At 71.1% G+C, this 18,932-nt stretch carries 16 protein-coding genes; 3 read left to right on the top strand and 13 right to left on the bottom strand.

Annotated features, from left to right (window positions below; all coding sequences use genetic code 11):
* Positions 1-83 precede the first annotated feature (83 nt).
* The gene (rpsD, locus tag ACWGJ2_RS34160; RefSeq protein WP_453350220.1) at positions 84-695 is read right to left on the bottom strand and encodes a 30S ribosomal protein S4; all 612 of its coding nucleotides are present in this window, start codon (positions 693-695) and stop codon (positions 84-86) included.
* Positions 696-750: 55 nt separating this feature from the next.
* On the opposite strand from rpsD, the gene ACWGJ2_RS34155 reads away from it, so the two are divergent.
* Positions 751-1,599, top strand: a complete 849-nt coding sequence (locus ACWGJ2_RS34155) for a DUF2470 domain-containing protein (protein WP_453350219.1) — start codon at positions 751-753, stop codon at positions 1,597-1,599.
* Between the two features lie 706 nt (positions 1,600-2,305).
* Here the strand turns inward: ACWGJ2_RS34155 and ACWGJ2_RS34150 are convergent.
* From ACWGJ2_RS34150 to ACWGJ2_RS34135, 4 genes are all read right to left on the bottom strand, one after another.
* Positions 2,306-3,673, bottom strand: a complete 1,368-nt coding sequence (locus ACWGJ2_RS34150; protein WP_453350218.1) for a replication-associated recombination protein A — start codon at positions 3,671-3,673, stop codon at positions 2,306-2,308.
* Between the two features lie 81 nt (positions 3,674-3,754).
* Positions 3,755-4,393 carry a vitamin K epoxide reductase family protein gene (locus tag ACWGJ2_RS34145; protein ID WP_453350217.1) on the bottom strand — a complete coding sequence of 213 codons (639 nt, stop codon included), beginning with the start codon at positions 4,391-4,393 and terminating at the stop codon, positions 3,755-3,757.
* A gap of 103 nt (positions 4,394-4,496) precedes the next feature.
* Positions 4,497-5,759 (bottom strand): histidine--tRNA ligase, encoded by a 1,263-nt coding sequence (gene hisS / locus ACWGJ2_RS34140; RefSeq protein ID WP_453350216.1) that lies wholly within the window; start codon positions 5,757-5,759, stop codon positions 4,497-4,499.
* A 10-nt stretch (positions 5,760-5,769) separates the two neighbouring features.
* Positions 5,770-6,486, bottom strand: coding sequence for an MBL fold metallo-hydrolase (locus ACWGJ2_RS34135; protein ID WP_453350215.1), 717 nt, complete (start codon positions 6,484-6,486; stop codon positions 5,770-5,772).
* 273 nt (positions 6,487-6,759) lie between these two features.
* On the opposite strand from ACWGJ2_RS34135, the gene ACWGJ2_RS34130 reads away from it, so the two are divergent.
* Together ACWGJ2_RS34130 and ACWGJ2_RS34125 are read left to right on the top strand one after the other, a co-directional pair.
* Complete coding sequence (locus ACWGJ2_RS34130) at positions 6,760-7,593, top strand: peptidylprolyl isomerase (RefSeq protein WP_453350214.1); 834 nt, start codon at positions 6,760-6,762, stop codon at positions 7,591-7,593.
* A gap of 156 nt (positions 7,594-7,749) precedes the next feature.
* The gene (locus ACWGJ2_RS34125; RefSeq protein WP_453350213.1) at positions 7,750-8,979 is read left to right on the top strand and encodes a DUF349 domain-containing protein; all 1,230 of its coding nucleotides are present in this window, start codon (positions 7,750-7,752) and stop codon (positions 8,977-8,979) included.
* Between the two features lie 109 nt (positions 8,980-9,088).
* Here ACWGJ2_RS34125 and ACWGJ2_RS34120 read toward each other — a convergent pair whose 3' ends face one another.
* The 8 genes from ACWGJ2_RS34120 to ruvC all read right to left on the bottom strand — a co-directional run bounded on the left by ACWGJ2_RS34120 (position 9,089) and on the right by ruvC (position 18,728).
* Positions 9,089-11,755: a RelA/SpoT family protein gene (locus tag ACWGJ2_RS34120; protein ID WP_453350212.1), complete on the bottom strand. Its 2,667-nt coding sequence runs from the start codon at positions 11,753-11,755 to the stop codon at positions 9,089-9,091.
* 110 nt (positions 11,756-11,865) lie between these two features.
* The gene (locus ACWGJ2_RS34115; RefSeq protein ID WP_453350236.1) at positions 11,866-12,408 is read right to left on the bottom strand and encodes an adenine phosphoribosyltransferase; all 543 of its coding nucleotides are present in this window, start codon (positions 12,406-12,408) and stop codon (positions 11,866-11,868) included.
* 59 nt (positions 12,409-12,467) lie between these two features.
* The gene (gene secF, locus ACWGJ2_RS34110; RefSeq protein ID WP_453350211.1) at positions 12,468-13,694 is read right to left on the bottom strand and encodes a protein translocase subunit SecF; all 1,227 of its coding nucleotides are present in this window, start codon (positions 13,692-13,694) and stop codon (positions 12,468-12,470) included.
* A gap of 1 nt (position 13,695) precedes the next feature.
* The gene (secD, locus tag ACWGJ2_RS34105; RefSeq protein WP_453350210.1) at positions 13,696-15,450 is read right to left on the bottom strand and encodes a protein translocase subunit SecD; all 1,755 of its coding nucleotides are present in this window, start codon (positions 15,448-15,450) and stop codon (positions 13,696-13,698) included.
* Between the two features lie 129 nt (positions 15,451-15,579).
* Positions 15,580-16,098, bottom strand: coding sequence for a preprotein translocase subunit YajC (gene yajC / locus ACWGJ2_RS34100; RefSeq protein ID WP_453350209.1), 519 nt, complete (start codon positions 16,096-16,098; stop codon positions 15,580-15,582).
* A 170-nt stretch (positions 16,099-16,268) separates the two neighbouring features.
* Positions 16,269-17,360, bottom strand: coding sequence for a Holliday junction branch migration DNA helicase RuvB (ruvB, locus tag ACWGJ2_RS34095; RefSeq protein WP_453350208.1), 1,092 nt, complete (start codon positions 17,358-17,360; stop codon positions 16,269-16,271).
* A gap of 127 nt (positions 17,361-17,487) precedes the next feature.
* Entirely contained in the window at positions 17,488-18,120 is a 633-nt protein-coding gene (gene ruvA, locus ACWGJ2_RS34090; protein ID WP_453350207.1) for a Holliday junction branch migration protein RuvA, read from the bottom strand.
* Entirely contained in the window at positions 18,117-18,728 is a 612-nt protein-coding gene (ruvC, locus tag ACWGJ2_RS34085; RefSeq protein ID WP_453350235.1) for a crossover junction endodeoxyribonuclease RuvC, read from the bottom strand. Before ruvC ends, ruvA begins: the two co-directional genes overlap by 4 nt.
* Between the last annotated feature and the right edge of the window lie 204 nt (positions 18,729-18,932).

Raw genomic sequence — 18,932 nt, 5'->3', positions numbered from 1 at the left:
ACGTCGACGCACGGGCGGCGCACGCCGCGCACGTCGGACGCGCTCCGGTCCTGGCGGGTCCGGGCGCGTCCTGACGGGCGGACTCAGCGTGCGTAGTACTCCACGACGAGCTGCTCGTCGCAGATCACCGGGATCTCCTTGCGGTTGGGGTCCCGGTCCAGGCGGAACGCCAGCGCCGGGAGGTTGACCTCCAGGTAGCGCGGGGTCTCGCCCTCGGTGTCGTAGCCACCCTCGCGTGCGACCTGGAAGGGGTGCTTGGAGCGGCTGCGCTCGCGCACCATCACCACGTCGCCCGGGCTGACCCGGAAGGACGGCTTGTCGACCTTGCGGTCGTTCACCGAGATGTGGCCGTGCACGACCATCTGGCGGGCCTGGTAGATCGTGCGGGCCAGGCCGGACCGCAGCACGAGCGCGTCGAGACGGCGCTCCAGCTCGATGACCAGGGCCTCGCCGGTCTTGCCGTCGGTCTTGCGGGCGCGGTCGTACGCGCGCGCCATCTGACGCTCGCTGATGTCGTACTGCGCGCGCAGACGCTGCTTCTCCAGCAGACGGACCTTGTAGTCACTGTTCTGCTTGCGGCCCCGGCCGTGCTCCCCCGGCGGGTACGGGCGCTGCTCGAAGTACTTCACGGCCTTCGGGGTCAGCGCGATGCCGAGGGCACGCGACTTCTTGACCTTGGGACGCGACTGGTTCACGTTGAACGGACCTCCGTGTAAGTTAGGTGAGGCTTACCTTAGCGGAGGAGAACGTATGTTTCGACCTGGGATTCCCCTGCCCGGTTACGACACCGAGGGGGATCAGCCGCGTCCCACGGAAGACGCCCGGCAGCCGACGGCGGCCGAGCGTGTACGAACCCTCGTGGAGTCAAGCGTATCCGCGTCCCTGACCGTTCCTGGCGCCGAGGCAGTCGAGCAGACCCCGCAGGCCCCCCTCGGCAGCGGCTCACCGGAGGCCAGAGCGGTCACTCAGGACGGCGACGTGATCCTGCTCGTGCCCGCCGCATCCCCGGCAGCAAGGGCCGCGGCCTACGCTCAGGACGACGACGTCACCGCCGTGATGGAGATCACTGATGTGGCTCCCGTCTCGGTGCCGCACCGCATCCGCGGACGGGCCTGGGTGGCGGGATGGCTCACCGCCGTGCGCAACGAGGAACGCGCCGCCTGCGCCCAGCTCATCGCCGAGCGCCAGCCCGAGGGGCCCGCGCCCGACGTGGCCTGGATGCTGCTGCGGCTCGAGATCGGCGAGGCGTACGTCGACGACCTGTGGGGCACCGAGCACGTCGAGCCCGACGACTTCGCCTCGGCCGCACCCGACCCCCTGATGCGGCACGAGGCCGAACTGCTCCAGCACCTCGCGTCCTCCCACGCCGACCAGGTCCGGGGCCTGTGCTCCCTCCTGGGCGAGCGCGACGCGGTCTGCGGTGCGCGGGACGAGGTCGTGCCGCTCGCGCTGGACCGGCACGGGATGCGGGTGCGGTTCTGCGAGGGGGGCGGGGAGCGGTGCTTCGACGCACGGTTCGAGTTCCCCGAGCCCGTGGGGGACGTCATCCAGCTCCGCCGCGCGATGCACGCCCTCTTCGAGGCCGCCTCCGGCACGTGACCCCTTCGCGGGGTGCGGAAGGAAACGCAGGGTTCCCCCTTCACCGGGGGCGCACCCCCTCACGGGGTCCGGGGCGAAGCCCACACGGGGCGCTCCTCGCCTCACAGGGGGCGCCTGCCCGGGTGCCCCGCGGGCTCTCGTACGCGTGCTACGCCCCGGTGGCACGGGTTGTGCCCACTCTCCCCCAGCTAACGCTGGGAGGTGCCCCCTCGCCCAACGGGACGACTGCCCACAACAATGGCGCACCGGCGCCGTCAGCGGTGACCCGCACCGGCCACTGGCGCAGGGCTGGCCACGGCCGGGAGGGGCCGTGGCGGGGTGTCCCCGCAAGTGGTGGCGACGAGTGCCGGGAGAAAGCAAGCAACGAAACCCGCACTTGTCGCCGCCCGAGGAGACACCCCGGCACGGCACCGACCCCCACCACACACGCACCCCACACGGCCACCGGCCGAAACCAGGACTCACGCGGCGCCAGCCGCGAACGCACCGCCACCACACGCCGCGCCCACCCACGCAGCCGCACCCGAAAAACGGCGCCAAGCCACCCCACTGCATGCCACGGCGCAAAAATCAGCGCGGGACCCTGCGGTGCCCACCACACCGGCGAACCGTCCCGCGCAACCACCCCGTGAAGCGGGAACCCCTCGTTTCCTTCCGCCCCCGCGAAGGGGACCCGTCCCGCGCAACACCCCCGATGAAGGGGACGTCAGTCCGCGGCGTCGCCGGAGGAGCCGTGGAGGCGGGCGCGGACGCGTTCGGCGACGTCCGCGTACCGTGCCTCGGCCCCGTACCGCGTCGGCTCGTAGTACCGCTTCCCGTGGATGCCCTCGGGAGCGTACTGCTGGGCCGCGATCCCGCCGGGCAGATCGTGGGGGTACTGGTACCCCTTCCCGTGCCCCAGCTTCTGCGAGCCCTTGTAGTGGCTGTCCCGCAGATGCGGCGGCACCGGCCCGGCCACACCGGCCCGTACGTCCGCCAGCGCCGCGTCTATCGCCTTGTACGCCGCGTTCGACTTCGGGGCCAGCGCCAGCGCCACGACCGCCTGCCCCAGCGTGATCCGCGCTTCGGGGAAGCCGATCATCGCGACCGCCTGGGCCGCGGCGACCGCCGTCTGGAGCGCCGTCGGATCCGCCATGCCGATGTCCTCGCTGGCGGAGATCATCAGGCGCCGGGCGATGAAGCGCGGGTCCTCGCCCGCCTCGATCATCCGGGCCAGATAGTGCAGCGCCGCGTCCACGTCCGAGCCCCGGATGGACTTGATGAGGGCACTGGACACGTCGTAGTGCTGATCGCCGTCGCGGTCGTACTTCACCGCCGCGCGGTCGACCGCCGCCTCCAGCGTCGAGAGGGTGATCTCCGACTCGCCCTTGGCGAGCGCCGAGCCCGCGCCCGCCTCCAGCGCTGTGAGGGCCCGGCGGGCATCGCCCCCGGCGATTCGCAGCAGGTGCGCCTCCGACTCCGCAGAGAGCGACACAGCGCCGCCCAGCCCCCTCTCCTGCTCCACGGCGCGGTGCAGGAGGCCGCGGATGTCGGCGTCGGTCAGTGGTTCCAGCGTCAGCAGCAGGGAGCGGGAGAGCAGCGGGGAGATCACCGAGAAGTACGGGTTCTCCGTGGTGGCCGCGATCAGAGTCACCCAGCGGTTCTCGACCGCGGGCAGCAGGGAGTCCTGCTGGGCCTTGCTGAAGCGGTGGATCTCGTCCAGGAAGAGGACGGTGTCCTTGCTGTAGGCCCCGGAGGAGCGGCGTGCGCTGTCGATGACGGCGCGGACCTCCTTGACGCCCGCGGTGATCGCGGACAGTTCCACGAAGCGCTTGTCCGTGGCCTGGCTGACGACATAGGCGAGGGTGGTCTTGCCCGTGCCGGGCGGCCCCCAGAGCATCACAGAGGAGGGCCCCGCCGGGCCGCCGCCCGCCTCCCCCACCAGGCGGCGCAACGGTGAACCGGGGCGCAGCAGATGCTGCTGCCCCACGACGTCGTCCAGGGTGCGCGGACGCATCCGTACGGCCAGGGGGCTGGCCGACGGGTCCTGCGTCTGGCGTTCCTCTGCGGCTGCGGTGAACAGGTCGGGCTCCACGTCAAAACCCTAAGTCACCCCACTGACAGCGCGCCCCCGGCGGTGGGTACCGCCGGGGGCGCGCTGCCGATGAAGAGGGGTTCAGCTCGTCCAGAAGTCCCACCAGCGGGTCAGGATCAGCATGCCGATGATCCCGATGTGCAGCACCGGCATGACCCACGGGAACTCGGTGAAGAAGCCGCGCACCGGAGCGGGCGTCGGAAGGAAGCCGTGGCGCACGTTGTGGGCCGTGACGTACCAGAACATGATGATCGTGGCGACCCAGGCGAGGGAGCACCACAGGCACAGGGCGTTGATGTTGTAGAGCGACTGGTAGGTGAGCCAGGCGCAGAAGACGACGCCGAAGAGGGTGCCCGCGTTGAACGTCAGCCAGTACCAGCGCGGGAAGCGCGCCCTGGCGATCAGGCTCATGCCGACGCAGATCACGATGCCGTAGGCCACCAGCCCGATCATGGGGTTGGGGGCGCCGAACGCCGCCGCCTGCTCGCTCTTCATGACGCTGCCGCAGGAGACGACCGGGTTCATGCTGCATCCCGGTGTGAAGTTCGGGTCCTCCAGGAGCTTGAACTTGTCGAGCGTGATCACCCAGGCGGCCAGCAGACCGGCTGCGCCCGTGATCACGAGCATCCAGGCGAAGGCACGGCCCGCGCCGACGGCGGCACCCCTGGAGGGCTCGTCCGCGTCCGTGCGAGCTTCGTCGGGGGGTGCCGTCGTCGTCATAGCGCTGTTCGTCCCGTCGTCCGTTGCATGGCTCTGGTGCCGCTCATTGTGCATCAGCCGGCGTGCACCAGGCAGCACACTGCCAGTTGGGCCCGCGTGGGGGTCACGCGAGCCGCGCGCGGACCTCGGTCACCACCCGATCGAGTGCCACGGCGGTCTGTTCCCCGCTGCCGAGGTCCTTGAGCTGGGCCACGCCCTCCGTGAGATCGCGCTCGCCGACGAGCAGCGCGAAGCGGGCGCCGGAGCGGTTGGCCGACTTCATGGCGTTCTTCATGCCCTTGCCGCCGTACGCGAAGTCAGCGGCGACGCCCTGCCGCCGCAGCTCGGTGACCGCGCCGAACAGGACGCGCCGTGCCTCGTCGCCGATCGGCACAGCGAACACCTCGGTGGCGGGCGGCAGTTCCAGCTCGACGCCCTCGGCCTCCAGCGCCAGGACCGTGCGGTCCACGCCCAGCGCCCAGCCGACGGACGGCAGCGCGGGGCCGCCGATCATCTCGGACAGGCCGTCGTAGCGCCCGCCGCCGCCGACGGCGGACTGCGAGCCGAGGCCGTCGTGCACGAACTCGAAGGTGGTGCGCGTGTAGTAGTCGAGCCCGCGCACCAGCTTGGGGTCGTCCTCGTACGCGACACCGGCCGCCGTCAGCAGCTCGCGCACCTGCTCGTGGTAGCTCCGGCACGCCTCGCACAGGTGGTCGCGCATCATGGGGGCGCCGACGAGCTGCTTCTGGACGCTGTCGCGCTTGTCGTCCAGGACGCGCAGCGGGTTGATCTCGATGCGCGCCCGGGTCTCCTCGTCCAGGTCCAGCTCGCGCAGGAACTCCTGGAGTGCGGCGCGGTAGACCGGGCGGCACTCCTTGTCGCCCAGGGAGTTCAGCAGGATGCGGAAGTCGCGCAGCCCGAGCGAGCGGTACGCGTCGTGGGCCAGGATGATCAACTCGGCGTCGAGCGAGGGGTCCTCGGCGCCGATCGCCTCGGCGCCCACCTGCGAGAAGTGCCGGTAGCGGCCCTTCTGGGGGCGCTCGTAGCGGTAGTACGAGCCGGAGTACCAGAGCTTGACGGGCAGGTTGCCGCTCTTGTGGAGGTTGGCCTCCAGCGCGGCGCGCAGCACGGAGGCGGTGCCCTCGGGGCGCAGCGCCAGTTCGTCGCCGCCCTTGGTGGTGAGGGTGTACATCTCCTTGGTGACGATGTCGGTGGACTCGCCGACGCCGCGCGCGAACAGCTCGACGTTCTCGAAGCCGGGCGTCTCGGTGTACCCGTACCCGGAGCGCCGCAGCGGCGCGGAGAGCGCCTCGCGCACCGCGAGGAACTTCGCGGATTCCGGGGGGATCAGGTCGTAGGTGCCCTTGGGGGCCTTGAAGGTGCTCAACGGGCTGGTGTCACATTCCTCGTCGCGGGGCGGCGTTCGGGGCGCCGCCGCCGGGGCCGGAGGCCACTTCCCGCAGGAACGGGTTGGTGGCGCGCTCGCGGCCGATGGTGGTCTGGGGGCCGTGGCCCGAGAGCACGACGGTCTCGTCCTCCAGCGGCAGGCACACGCGTGCCAGCGACTGGAGGATCTCGGCGTGGTCTCCCCCGGGCAGGTCGGTGCGTCCGATGGAGCCGGCGAACAGCAGGTCGCCCGAGAAGAAGACGGGCGGCACATCGGCCCGCGCGGGCATCCGGAAGGTCACCGACCCCTTGGTATGGCCCGGCGCGTGCGCGACGGTCAGCTCAAGGCCGGCCAGCTCCAGCTTCGCGCCGTCCGTCAGCTCCTCGACGTCGTCGGGCTCGCCGATGGACAGCTCGCCCATGAGGGGCTGCCCGATGGAGCGGCCGAGGGCCTTCTCGGGATCGCTCATCATGTAGCGGTCGGCGGGGTGGATCCAGGCGGGCACGTCGTGTGCTCCGCACACGGGCATGACCGAGGCGACATGGTCGATGTGGCCATGGGTGAGGATGACGGCGACCGGCTTGAGCCGGTGCTTGGCGACGGCCTCCTCGACGCCCTCGGCGGCCTGGTGGCCCGGGTCGATGATCACGCACTCCTCACCGGCGGCGGGGGCGACCAGATAACAATTGGTCCCCCAGGCCCCGGCGGGGAACCCGGCAACGAGCACGATCGTCCTTCAGTCGTCCGACAGTGGCAACGGCGATTCAACCGAGGTCACAGCCTACCGGCGGCGGTGCGGACGCCGCGAACCCGTGTACGCGCCGGCCCGGCCCCGGCCCGTACGGACACAGGCCGCACACAGCCGGGCGCACCATCTTGGAGCACCAGCACAGCACGACCCGGCACCGCCCGGTATTACTTTCAGCACCACCCTCGGCACCGCCCCGGTACCACCTCAGCACCACGTCCCGACGCACGCACGGCCAGAAGGAGACGACCCGTGGTCAGCAGTGATCAGCGCAGGAAGCAGCTCGCCCGTGAGAAGTACCTACGGCAGCAGGAGCGCCGTGCCGCGCGGCGGCGCAAGGCGCGCCTGCGGAACGCGGCCATCGCGGGCGGTCTGGCGCTCGTGATCGCCGCTGGCGCCGCGTACGCCGCCTCGGGCGGCCTCGGCGGCGACAAGGACAGCGCCGCCGACGACGCGCAGGCCAGCCCCTCGCCGAGCGAGGCCCCGGACCCCTGCGACAAGCCCGCCGACGGGAAGCCGGGCGACGAGCAGTGGAAGAAGGAGCCGGCGATGAAGATCGACGAGTCGGCCACGTACACGATGGAGCTGGACACCACCTGCGGCGGCATCGCCTTCGAGATGGACGCCTCGAAGGCCCCGCACACCGTCAACTCCTTCGACTTCCTCGCGGGCCAGAAGTATTTCGACCACACCAAGTGCCACCGCCTCGTCGACGAGGGCATCCACGTGCTCCAGTGCGGCGATCCGACGGGCACGGGGCAGGGCGGCCCCGGCTACACCATCCCGGACGAGAACCTGAAGGACTCGCGCCTGAAGGACAACACGTATCCGGCGGGCACGGTGGCGATGGCCAACCAGTACGACGCGCAGTCCAAGAAGGGCCGCGACACCGGGGGCAGCCAGTTCTTCCTCGTCTTCGAGGACAGCCAACTGCCGCCCGACTACACACCGTTCGGCAAGATCACCAAGGGCATGGACGTGCTCAAGAAGATCGCGGAGGCGGGGTCCACCACGGACCCGCAGACCCAGAACACCCCGCCCAACGCGACGGTGGTGATCGACAAGGCGACGGTGCGCAAATCCTGAGCGGTCCTGACCGTTCCAGGGGCGCACGAACCCGAAATTTCGACCCGGCCGGATGCGGACAGCGTGCCCGCCGGTCGCCTATGTTGGCCTTGACGAGAACTGTGGACGATGCCGGGGGCCGCGCGCCCCTCGTGGGCATCATGTGGAGGAGGCGCTGTGAGCAGCGACCCGTGGGGCCGCGTCGACGAGACGGGGACCGTGTACGTGCGTACGGCCGACGGCGAGAAGGTCGTCGGATCGTGGCAGGCCGGCTCCCCCGAGGAGGCGCTGGCCTACTTCAAGCGCAAGTACGAAGGTCTGGTCGTGGAGATCGGCCTCCTTGAGCGTCGGGTGCGGACCACCGACCTGTCCGCGAAGGACGCCACGGCCGCCATCGACCACCTGCGCGAGCAGGTGGAAGCGCATCACGCGGTCGGCGATCTGGACGCCCTGCGGCAGCGGCTCGACAAGCTGGTGGAGGCCGTCGAGGCGCGCCGCGAGGAGCGCAAGGCGGAGAAGGCCAAGCAGAGCGAGGAGGCCCGCGGCGCCAAGGAGCAGTTGGTCGCCGAGGCGGAGGAGCTGGCGGGGAGCGAGCAGTGGCGGGCCGCCGGGGAGCGGCTGCGGGCGCTGGTCGACACCTGGAAGGGCCTGCCCCGGCTCGACCGCAAGACGGACGACGAGCTGTGGCGCCGTTTCTCCCACGCACGCTCCGCCTTCTCCAAGCGCCGCAAGGCGCACTTCGCGCAGTTGGACGCGCAGCGCGAGGAGGCGCGGCAGCACAAGGAGAAGCTCGTGGCGGAGGCCGAGGCGCTCTCCGGCTCCCGCGAGTGGGGTCCGACGGCGGCCAAGTACCGCGAGCTGATGCAGGAGTGGAAGTCCGCCGGGCGCGCGCAGCGTGAGCACGAGGACGATCTGTGGCAGCGCTTCCGTGGCGCCCAGGACGTCTTCTTCCAGGCGCGCGGCGAGGTGTTCGCTGAGCGCGACGCCGAGCAGCGGGAGAATCTGACGCGCAAGGAGGAGCTGGCCGTCGAGGCCGAGAAGCTGCTCCCCGTCACCGACCTCAAGGCGGCCCGCGGCGCCTTCCGCGCGATCAACGAGCGCTGGGACGCGATCGGCCACGTGCCCCGCGACGCCAAGCCGAAGATCGAGGGCCGGATGCACGCCGTGGAGCGGGCGATCCAGGAGGCCGAGGAGGCCGAGTGGCGCCGCACCAACCCCGAGGCGAGGGCCCGTGCGGCGGGTCTGACGGGGCAGCTCCAGGACGCCGTGGACAAGCTGCGCGGGCAGGTCGAGCAGGCGCGCGCCGCGGGCAACACCGCGAAGGCCGAGAAGCTGGAGCGGGAGCTGACCGGGCGGCAGGAGCTGCTGGACCAGGCGCTCAAGGGCCTCCACGAGTTCGGCGGCTGACGCCGACAGCACAACGCACCCCACGCGTGGGAGAGGGCCCCGGTAGCGATTACCGGGGCCCTCTCCCCTGTCGGCGTCGACGTCGGCCGTACGGCCGACGGCCGCTCCGCTACGAGGACTCCGTGGGCCTGCGCGCCGAGGTCACGCGGTACACGTCGTAGACACCCTCCACGCCCCTGACCGCCTTGAGCACGTGCCCCAGGTGCTTGGGGTCACCCATCTCGAACGTGAAGCGCGAGGTGGCCACCCGGTCACGGGAGGTCTGGACGGCCGCGGAGAGGATGTTGACGTGCTGGTCGGACAGCACCCGCGTGACGTCCGAGAGCAGCCGCGAGCGGTCCAGCGCCTCCACCTGGATGGCGACGAGGAAGACCGAGGACTGCGTCGGCGCCCATTCCACGTCGAGGATGCGTTCGGGTTCCCGGGAGAGGGAGTCGACGTTGACACAGTCGGCGCGGTGCACCGAGACGCCCGCGCCTCGGGTCACGAAGCCGATGATGGGGTCGCCCGGCACCGGCGTACAGCAGCGGGCGAGCTTGACCCACACGTCGTCGACGCCCTTGACGACCACGCCCGGGTCGCTGTGCGAGCGGCGCTTGGCGCGGGTGCTGCCCTGCATGGGCGGCGAGGTCTCGGCCAGGTCCTCGTTGGCCTCGTCCTCCCCGCCCATGGCCTGCACGAGCTTCTGGACGACGCTCTGCGCCGTGACATGGCCCTCGCCGATGGCGGCGTAGAGCGCGGAGATGTCGGGATAGCGCATCTCGTGGGCCAGGGTCACCAGCGAGTCGCCCGTGAGGATGCGCTGCATCGGCAGGTTCTGCTTGCGCATCGCGCGGGCGATGGCGTCCTTGCCCTGCTCGATGGCCTCGTCCCTGCGCTCCCTGGTGAACCAGGCCCGGATCTTGTTGCGGGCGCGCGGTGACTTGACGAAGCCCAGCCAGTCGCGGGAGGGCCCGGCGCCGGGTGCCTTGGAGGTGAAGACCTCGACGGTGTCGCCGTTGTCGAGGGTGGACTCCAGGGGGACGAGGCGCCCGTTGACGCGGGCCCCTATCGTCCGGTGGCCGACCTCGGTGTGCACGGCGTACGCGAAGTCGACCGGGGTGGCACCGGCCGGGAGCGCTATGACGTCGCCCTTGGGTGTGAAGACGAAGACCTCGTTGCGGGAGAGGTCGAAGCGCAGGGACTCCAGGAACTCGCCCGGGTCCTCGGTCTCCTTCTGCCAGTCGAGCAACTGCCGCAGCCAGGACATGTCGTTCACATGGTCCTTGTCCTTGCCGCCGCTCTTCGGCACGTCGGTGCGCACCTTGGAGGCGCCGGCGACGGCCTGCTGCTTGTACTTCCAGTGCGCGGCGATGCCGTACTCGGCGCGGCGGTGCATGTCGAACGTGCGGATCTGGAGCTCGACGGGCTTGCCGCCGGGGCCGATGACCGTCGTGTGCAGCGACTGGTACATGTTGAACTTCGGCATCGCGATGTAGTCCTTGAACCGCCCCGGAACCGGGTTCCAGCGGGCGTGGACCGTACCGAGCGCCGCGTAGCAGTCACGCACGGTGTCCACCAGGACGCGGATGCCGACCAGGTCGTAGATCTCCGCGAAGTCCCGGCCTCGCACGATCATCTTCTGGTAGACGCTGTAGTAGTGCTTCGGCCGCCCCGTGACGGTGGCCTTGATGCGCGCTGCGCGCAGATCGGCCTGGACCTCGTCGGTGACGACGGCGAGATACTCGTCCCGCTTCGGAGCGCGCTCGGCGACCAGGCGGACGATCTCGTCGTACATCTTGGGGTAGAGGATCGCGAAGGCGAGGTCCTCCAGCTCCCACTTGATGGTGTTCATGCCCAGCCGGTGGGCGAGCGGGGCGAAGATCTCCAGCGTCTCGCGGGCCTTCTGCTCCTGCTTCTCGCGGCGCAGATAGCGCATGGTGCGCATGTTGTGCAGGCGGTCGGCGAGCTTGATGACCAGCACGCGCGGGTCCTTGGCCATGGCCACGACCATCTTGCGCACCGTCTCGGCCTGCGCGGCCTCGCCGAACTTGACCTTGTCCAGCTTGGTGACGCCGTCCACCAGCAGCGCGACCTGGTCGCCGAAGTCGCGACGGAGCGTGTCGAGCCCGTACTCGGTGTCCTCGACGGTGTCGTGCAGCAGACCCGCCATCAGAGTGGCCGGGTCCATGCCCAGCTCGGCGAGGATCGTGGTCACCGCGAGCGGGTGGGTGATGTACGGATCGCCGCTCTTGCGCTTCTGGCCCCGGTGCCACCGCTCGGCGACCTGGTAGGCCCGCTCGATCTGGCGGAGCGTTGACGACTCGATCTTGGGGTCGTTGCTGCGCACTATGCGCAGCAGGGGCTCCAGCACCGGGTTGAAGGGGCTGGAACGCTGCACGCCGAGGCGGGCGAGCCGGGCCCGTACGCGGTTGGAGGAGCCCGAGCGGCCCGAGACGCCGGAGACGGGGCGCGCGGGCGTCATCCGCTCCTGCTCCGTGCGCTCTCCCCGAGGGCCGTTGCCGTCGCGCCTGACGGGCGCGGAGGAGCCGGAGGCGGGGGGTGTGGAGGGCGCGGAGGGCGTGGCGGAGGCGGCGGGCGAGGAGCCGTTGGGACCAGGGCCGGGACCGGAGCCGGAGCCGGGCTTGCCCGCTCCGCCGCTCGAAGGGGCCGTACCGGCGCGCGGCGCCTCCGCGCCGGGGCCGCCGTCCCCGGCGTCCTGGTGCTGTGCGGTGGTGAGCGGCTGGGCCTCGTCTGGCAAGAGCACTCCTCGTTGGACCCCAGGTGGAAATGCCATGGTAGCCACCCTCGTCCCGGCGCTCTCCCGGTGCCGGGGTACGCGGAGACGACGAAGGCGGTCACCCTGGTGAACGTACCGGGTGACCGCCTTATGCCGTGGCGGCGTCGTCAGACCGTGACCAACGCGTCCAGTGGTGCGCCGTCCAGCTCCGTGACCAGGCGCTCGCGCCCGCTGAGGAAGCCCAGCTCCATCAGCACGGCGACGCCCGCGACCTGCGCTCCGGAGCGCCGGATCAGCTTCAGCGACGCCTCGGCCGTGCCGCCCGTGGCCAGCACGTCATCGATGACCAGCACGCGGTCGCCCGCGCTGAGGTCCTCGGCGTGCAGTTCCATCTCGGCGGTGCCGTACTCCAGCTCGTAGGACTGGGAGAGGGTGGCGCCGGGCAGCTTGCCCGCCTTGCGCACGGGGACGAAGCCGAGCCCGGCCCGTACGGCGGCGGGGGCCGCGAGGATGAAGCCGCGCGCCTCCAGGCCGACGACCTTGGTGGCGCCGCGCTGGGCGCAGATGTCAGCGAGGGCTTCGCTGAGGGCCGCGAACGCCTTGGCGTCGGCCAGCAGGGGGGTGATGTCCTTGAACGTCACGCCCGGCTTCGGGTAGTCAGGCACGTCCCTGATGTGGCTGACCAGCAGCTCCCTGACCTCGGACGCCACCGGGGCCGGGGCGGAGGCAGGGGCGGGGGCGGGCGTCTCGCTCGTGCTGCTCACGCCGCTCACCTGCGCTTTCCGGAGGACCGTCCACGGCTGCCGCGTCCGCGCGAGGCGGGCTGACGGCGCTGGCCGCCGCCCTCGCGCGGACTGCCGCCCGTGCCGCCTGCGCCGCCCGTGCCGACGACGCCCGCGCTCGCGCGGGTGGCGCCCTGGGAGTCCTCCACGGTCACCGGGATGCCCGTGCCGCCGGGCGTCGGGTCACGGGGGTCCTGGTCGTCCTCGTCGTCATAGCCGCCGGGACCCTCGCCGCCCTCGCGCTCCTCGGCCTTGAGGCGCTTGGCGCGGACCCGCTTGGCGAGGGCCTTCATCTGCGGCTCGCGCTCCTTGAAGTCCGCGACCAGCGGGGTCGCGATGAAGATCGAGGAGTACGCACCGGCCGCGAGGCCGACGAAGAGGGACAGCGCGATGTCGTTCAGCATGCCGCCGCCCAGGAGGCCGCCGCCGATGAACAGCAGTCCGGCGACCGGGAGCAGCGCCACGACCGTGGTGTTGATGGAGCGCACCAGGGTGGCGTTGATGCTGCGGTTGGCGATCTCGCTGTAGGTGAAGCGGGTCTGCTTGGTGACGTTCCTGCTGCCCTCTCTCAGGCCGTCGAAGACGACGACGGTGTCGTAGAGGGAGTATCCGAGAATGGTCAGCAGACCGATCACCGTGCCCGGTGTGACCTCGAAGCCGACCAGCGAATAGACCCCGACGGTGATCGTGAGGTCGTGGATCAGCGCGATGAGCGCGGCGAGCGCCATGCGCCACTCGAAGGCGATGGCCAGATAGATCACCACGAGGACCAGGAAGATCCCCAGGCCCAGCCAGGCCTTGTTCGCGATCTCCTTGCCCCAACTGGGGCCGACGAGCTGGGTGTCGATGTTGTTGGCGTCGACCTTGAGGGTCGAGGAGATCTCTTCCTTGACCTGCGTGGACTTCTTCGTGTCGACGCCCGCGATCTGGATGCGCATGCCGCCGTCGCCCAGCTTCTGCACGATCGCCTGGTGGCCCGAGGCCTCCTCGGCGACCTGCGCCGTCTGCTGCACGGAGGCCGCGGTCCTGGGCGTGGTGAGGACGGCGCCGCCCTCGAACTCGATGCCCATGTTGAGGCCACGGACCGCGAGGCCGACGATCGCCGTGATGGTGATCAGGATCGAGACGCCGTACCAGATCTTCCTCTTGCCGACGAAGTCGTAACCGACCTCACCGCGGTAGAGCCGGGCGCCGAGACTGCCGAGTCGCGACATCTCAGGCCTCCTTCGGGTCAGTGCTGACATCGGGCGAGCGCCTGCCGCGACGCAGCGGCGGCTTGGCGCCGAGCCGGGTCGGGTCGAGGCCGGACCAGGGGTGGCCGCTCGCGAAGAACTTCGTCCGCGCCAGGATCGTCATCAGCGGCTTGGTGAAGAAGAAGACCACGACGACGTCGAGGAGCGTGGTCAGACCCAGCGTGAACGCGAAGCCCTGCACCTTGCCGACGGTGACGATGAAGAGCACGAAGGCGGCGAGGAAGGAGACGAAGTCGGAGACCAGGATGGTGCGCCTGGCGCGGGGCCAGCCGCGCTCCACCGCCGGGCGGAGCGTTCTGCCTTCGCGGATCTCGTCCCGGATGCGTTCGAAGTAGACGATGAACGAGTCCGCGGTGATACCGATCGCCACGATGGCTCCGCAGACCGCCGGGAGGTTCAGCGCGAAGCCGATGGCGGGCCCGAGGAGGGTCATCAGGGTGTAGGTGAGGATGCCGGAGACCACGAGGCTCAGGAGCGCGATGAGCGACAGGCCGCGGTAGTACGCCACGAGGTAGATGACCACCAGCGCGAGGCCGATGGCGCCCGCGATGAGACCGGCTTCGAGCTGGTCGCTGCCGAGGGCCGCCGTCACGGTGGTGACGTCCGACTCCTCGAAGGAGAGCGGGAGCGCGCCGTAGGAGAGGATGTTGCCCAGTTCCTCCGCTGACTCCTGGGTGAAGCTGCCGGAGATCTCCGCGTTGCTGGAGAGGCGCTCGCTCACGCTGGGCGCGGAGACGACCTCGCCGTCGAGGACGATCGCGAACTGGTTCTGCGGCTGCTGCTTGGCGGAGAGCTTGCCGGTGATGTCACCGAACTGGTCCGAGCCCTTGTCGTCGAACGACATCTGGACGATCCACTGGGCGCGCTGCTGGTCGAAGACGGCCTTGGCGTCCTTGACGTTCTTGCCCTTGACCGCGACGGGGCCGAGCGCGTACTTGATCTTCTCCTTGGCGTCGCAGGCGACGACCTCGTCACCCGGCTTGGCGCTGGCCGCCCGCTCGTTGGCCTTGGCCTTCGCCGCCTTGGAGGTGCAGTCGAGCGCTTCCAGCTTCTTCGCCAGGGAGTCCGAGACGCCCTCGGGCTGCGCGGCGGCCGACTCGGACGGGTCCGGGCTGGGGCTCTCCGACGCCTTGCCGCTCTCCGAGGCGGAGGGGCTCGGGGACTCGTCGGCCGTCTTCGCCTTGAGGCCCTCGCTGACGGCGCGGCCCTGCTGGTCCGAGTCGTTCTTGTCCTTGGAGCCCGCGGACGAGGACGAGGACGGGGACGAGGAGGGCGACGAGGACGGGTCGGGCTGCGCCTCGGTGGTGGTCGGCGCGTACGTCAGCACCGGCCGGAAGCCCAGTTCGGCGGTGGTGCCGACCTGCTCGCGGGCCTGCTTCTCGTTCGTACCCCGGGGGATGTTGACGATGATGTGCCGGTCGCCCTGGGTCTGTACCTCGGCCTCCTGGACGCCCAGACCATTGACGCGGCGCTCGATGATGCCGACCGCGGTGTTCATGTTGGTCTGGTTGATCGCGTCGGGCTTGCCGGGCTGGTTCTTGGCCTCGAGCGTGATGCTCGTGCCGCCGGCGAGGTCGATGCCCAGGCGGGGCGTCGTCTCACCGGAGATGAACATCCCTCCGGTGAGGCCCACGATGACCAGCAGGATCAGCGTCAGGGCGCGCCATGGCTTCCCCTGGGCGCCCGGAGCCCTGCGGCCCTTTTTCGGTGCTGCCACCTTTTCGTCTCTCCCTGTCCAACCGCTGGTGCCGGCCTGGGAGTTCGGGCCGGGTCACCGCGCGGCACGCAAAGTGGTCTGCGGACGTGCTCCGCCGCCGGGCCTGGTCGTGACCCGGCGGCGCCGACCTTACTTGTCGGTGTCACCGTCCCGCTTGACGTCCTTCGGCTCGGCGTCCTTCTCGGCGTCGGCCTCGGGGGCGTCCTTGCGCAGGGAAGCGGCGCCGGTCTCGGCGTCCTTCGTGTCCTCGTCGGCCTCGGGGGCTTCCTTGGTGAGGTCGGCCTTGCGGTCGGCCGGGTCCTCGTCAGCGGTCAGCGAGGAGGCGTCGTCCGGGATGACGGTGCTCTCGACGTCCAGGTCCTCGGGCTGGCCGTTCAGGATGCGGTCGTACTCCTCGGCCTCCAGGACGGCGCCGATGGCGTTCTTGGCGTAGAGCGCGTGCACGCCCGGCGCGACCTCGAGGAGGACCGTGTCATCGCGGATCTCCTTAACGGTGGCGTACATGCCTCCGATCGTCCGGACGCCGGTGCCAGGCTGCATCGAGTCGCGCATGTTCGCGGCCTGCTGCTGCTTCTTCTTGGCGGACCGGGTCATCAGGAACATGGCCCCGATGAGCACGATGAACGGGAGGAGAGTCACGATATTCACGGCGGAAGAATTTCCTTCGCACGACCGCTGCGGGCGCGGCCTGGTCTTCGGGGTGGTGGGCATGCCGTCCGGAAAAAGGGATGGCGTCGGCGGAGTCTAAGCGAGCCCTCGCCAATGGAACAACGTCAAGCATGGCACCGGGGTTCCTTCCCCGGCGAGTCTCCGCGCCGTCACGCTCCGAACAGGCCCTGCTGCCCGGGACCGCCCGGGGCGCCGTGCGGACCCTGCTGCGGCGGGGTGAGGCCGAGGTGCGCCCAGGCCGCGGGGGTGGCGACGCGGCCTCGCGGGGTGCGCGCGAGGAGCCCTTCCCGCACGAGGAAGGGCTCGGCGACCTCCTCGACGGTCTCCCGCTCCTCCCCCACCGCGACGGAGAGGGTGGACAGGCCGACGGGGCCGCCGCCGAACAGCTTCAGGAGGGCGCCCAGGACGGAGCGGTCCAGGCGGTCGAGGCCGCGCGCGTCCACCTCATAGACGTCCAGGGCGCGGCCCGCGATCTCGCGGGTGATGGCGCCGTCGGCCTTGACCTGCGCGTAGTCCCGGACGCGACGGAGCAGCCGGTTGGCGATACGGGGGGTGCCGCGGGAGCGCCCGGCGATCTCGGCGGCGCCCTCCTCGTCCGTGTCCACGTCGAGGAGGCGTGCGGAGCGGTGGATGACGCGCTCCAGTTCCTCCGGCTCGTAGAACTCCATGTGCCCGGTGAAGCCGAAGCGGTCCCGCAGGGGCGGCGGGAGGAGCCCTGCCCTGGTGGTGGCGCCGACCAGGGTGAAGGGGGGCAGTTCCAGGGGGATGGCGGTGGCGCCGGGGCCCTTGCCGACGATCACGTCGACGCGGAAGTCCTCCATCGCCATGTAGAGCATCTCCTCGGCGGGCCGGGACATGCGGTGGATCTCGTCGAGGAAGAGGACCTCGCCCTCCTGGAGGGAGGAGAGGATCGCGGCCAGATCACCGGCGTGCTGGATGGCGGGGCCCGAGGTTATGCGGATGGGGGCGCTCATCTCCGACGCGATGATCATGGAGAGGGTGGTCTTGCCGAGCCCGGGGGCGCCGGAGAGCAGCACGTGGTCGGCGGTGCCGCCGCGCTGGCGTGCGGCCTTGAGGACGAGATCGAGCTGTTCGCGCACCTTGGACTGGCCGACGAACTCGCCCAGTTCCTTGGGCCGCAGCGCGGCCTCCACGGCCTGATCGTCGCCATCGGCCTCGGCTCCGACGAGGCGCTCGGCGTCCTCGCCGGGTGCGGTGCCGGTGCTGTCGTCCCAGTTCATGAGGTCTGCCTCTGGATCTGCTGGATCTGCTGGTGCTTCCTCGGGATGTGGCTTCGTACGGGCCGCGCCCCGGCGGGGTGGCGGCTCGCCGTCGCGCGGGCGCCGCACGCCGCAGCGGGCCCCCGCATCAGCGTGCCCGGTTCAGCGTCTGGAGCGCGGCGCGCAGCAGCTGCGGGACGGGCGGCTCGGTGCCCCCGGCGAGCGCGGCCTCGGCCTGGGGCGCGACGGCGGACACCGCCTCGTCGGCCTCGCGGGTGGCGTAGCCGAGGCCGATCAGCGCGGCGTGGAGCTGATCGCGCCAGCCCGCCGTCGCTGCGGTGCCGACGCCCTGGTGCGCGCTGTGCGTGCCGGTGCCGACGGGCTCCCCGAGGCGGTCCTTCAACTCCAGCATCAGCTTCTGTGCGCCCTTCTTGCCGATGCCGGGCACGGCCGTCAGCGCCTTCTCGTCCCCGCTGGAGACGGCGACCCGCAGGGCGTCGGGCGCGTGGACGGCGAGCATGGCCTGGGCGAGTCTGGGGCCGACCCCGCTGGCGGTCTGGAGCAGTTCGAAGACCTGCCGTTCGTCGTCGTCGGCGAAGCCGTAGAGGGTGAGGGAGTCCTCGCGGACGACGAGGGAGGTGGCGAGCTTGGTCTCCTCGCCGACGCGCAGTCCCGCGAGGGTGCCGGGGGTGCACTGGACGGCCATGCCGATGCCGCCCACCTCGACCACGGCGGCGTCGGGGGCGAGGGCAGCGACGGGGCCGGAGACGAAGGCGATCATCGGTTGTTGCCTTTCGGTGCGCGGACGGGTGGGGCGCCCTGGGCCGCCTGCGCGGCTCCCTGGCCGGTGGGGCGGCGGGAGGCCTGGGCCGCGTGCGCCGCGTGTGCCTGCTGGAGCCTGTTGAGGCGCTGCTGCACGGGGGCGCGCCAGATGTGGCAGATGGCGAGCGCGAGCGCGTCGGCGGCGTCCGCCGGTTTCGGTGGCGCTTCCAGCCGCAGCAGGCGGGTGACCATGGCACCGACCTGGGCCTTCTCCGCGCGGCCCGAGCCCGTGACGGCCGCCTTGACCTCGCTCGGGGTATGCAGCGCGACGGGCAGCCCGCGCCGTGCCGCGCAGAGCATGGCGACGGCGCTGGCCTGGGCCGTGCCCATGACGGTGCGCACGTTGTGCTGGCTGAACACCCGCTCCACGGCGACGGCTTCGGGCCGGTGCGCATCGAGCCACTCCTCGATGCCGCGCTCGATGAGCACGAGCCGGTCCGGGATCTCGGCATCGGCCGGGGTACGCACCACGCCGACCCCCGTCATCGTCAGGGGGCGGCCCGCGACGCCGTCGACCACGCCGATCCCGCAGCGGGTCAGCCCCGGGTCAACTCCCAGCACGCGCACCGCGGCCCTCCCCTTCTCGCGCGCCCGGTGCGGTCCACCGCCCCCGAGCCCGCTCGCTTCGGTCACCTGTTCCTGTGTTGTCGCAGGTTAGCGGCTGGGACCGACAACGCGGGGACGGGCTGGCGGGAGCGGGCGCGATGCGCTCGTTCAGGGGAGGCGGACGGCGCCGGAGGAGCGGGTGGCGGTCCGGGGCGTGCGCCGGAC

This window comes from Streptomyces sp. NPDC054796 (assembly GCF_053611545.1).
The sequence above is the reverse complement of the archived record's forward strand: the minus strand, read 5'-3'. Positions and strand labels throughout refer to the sequence as shown.

What these genes read in the sequence shown, in the direction of transcription:
- ruvA (WP_453350207.1), bottom strand. Translation starts at nt 18,120, where the DNA reads ATGATCGCCTTCGTCTCCGGCCCCGTCGCTGCCCTCGCCCCCGACGCC.
- ACWGJ2_RS34155 (WP_453350219.1), top strand. Translation starts at nt 751, where the DNA reads ATGTTTCGACCTGGGATTCCCCTGCCCGGTTACGACACCGAGGGGGAT.
- ACWGJ2_RS34145 (WP_453350217.1), bottom strand. Translation starts at nt 4,393, where the DNA reads ATGACGACGACGGCACCCCCCGACGAAGCTCGCACGGACGCGGACGAG.
- ACWGJ2_RS34120 (WP_453350212.1), bottom strand. Translation starts at nt 11,755, where the DNA reads ATGGCATTTCCACCTGGGGTCCAACGAGGAGTGCTCTTGCCAGACGAG.
- secF (WP_453350211.1), bottom strand. Translation starts at nt 13,694, where the DNA reads ATGTCGCGACTCGGCAGTCTCGGCGCCCGGCTCTACCGCGGTGAGGTC.
- ruvB (WP_453350208.1), bottom strand. Translation starts at nt 17,360, where the DNA reads ATGAACTGGGACGACAGCACCGGCACCGCACCCGGCGAGGACGCCGAG.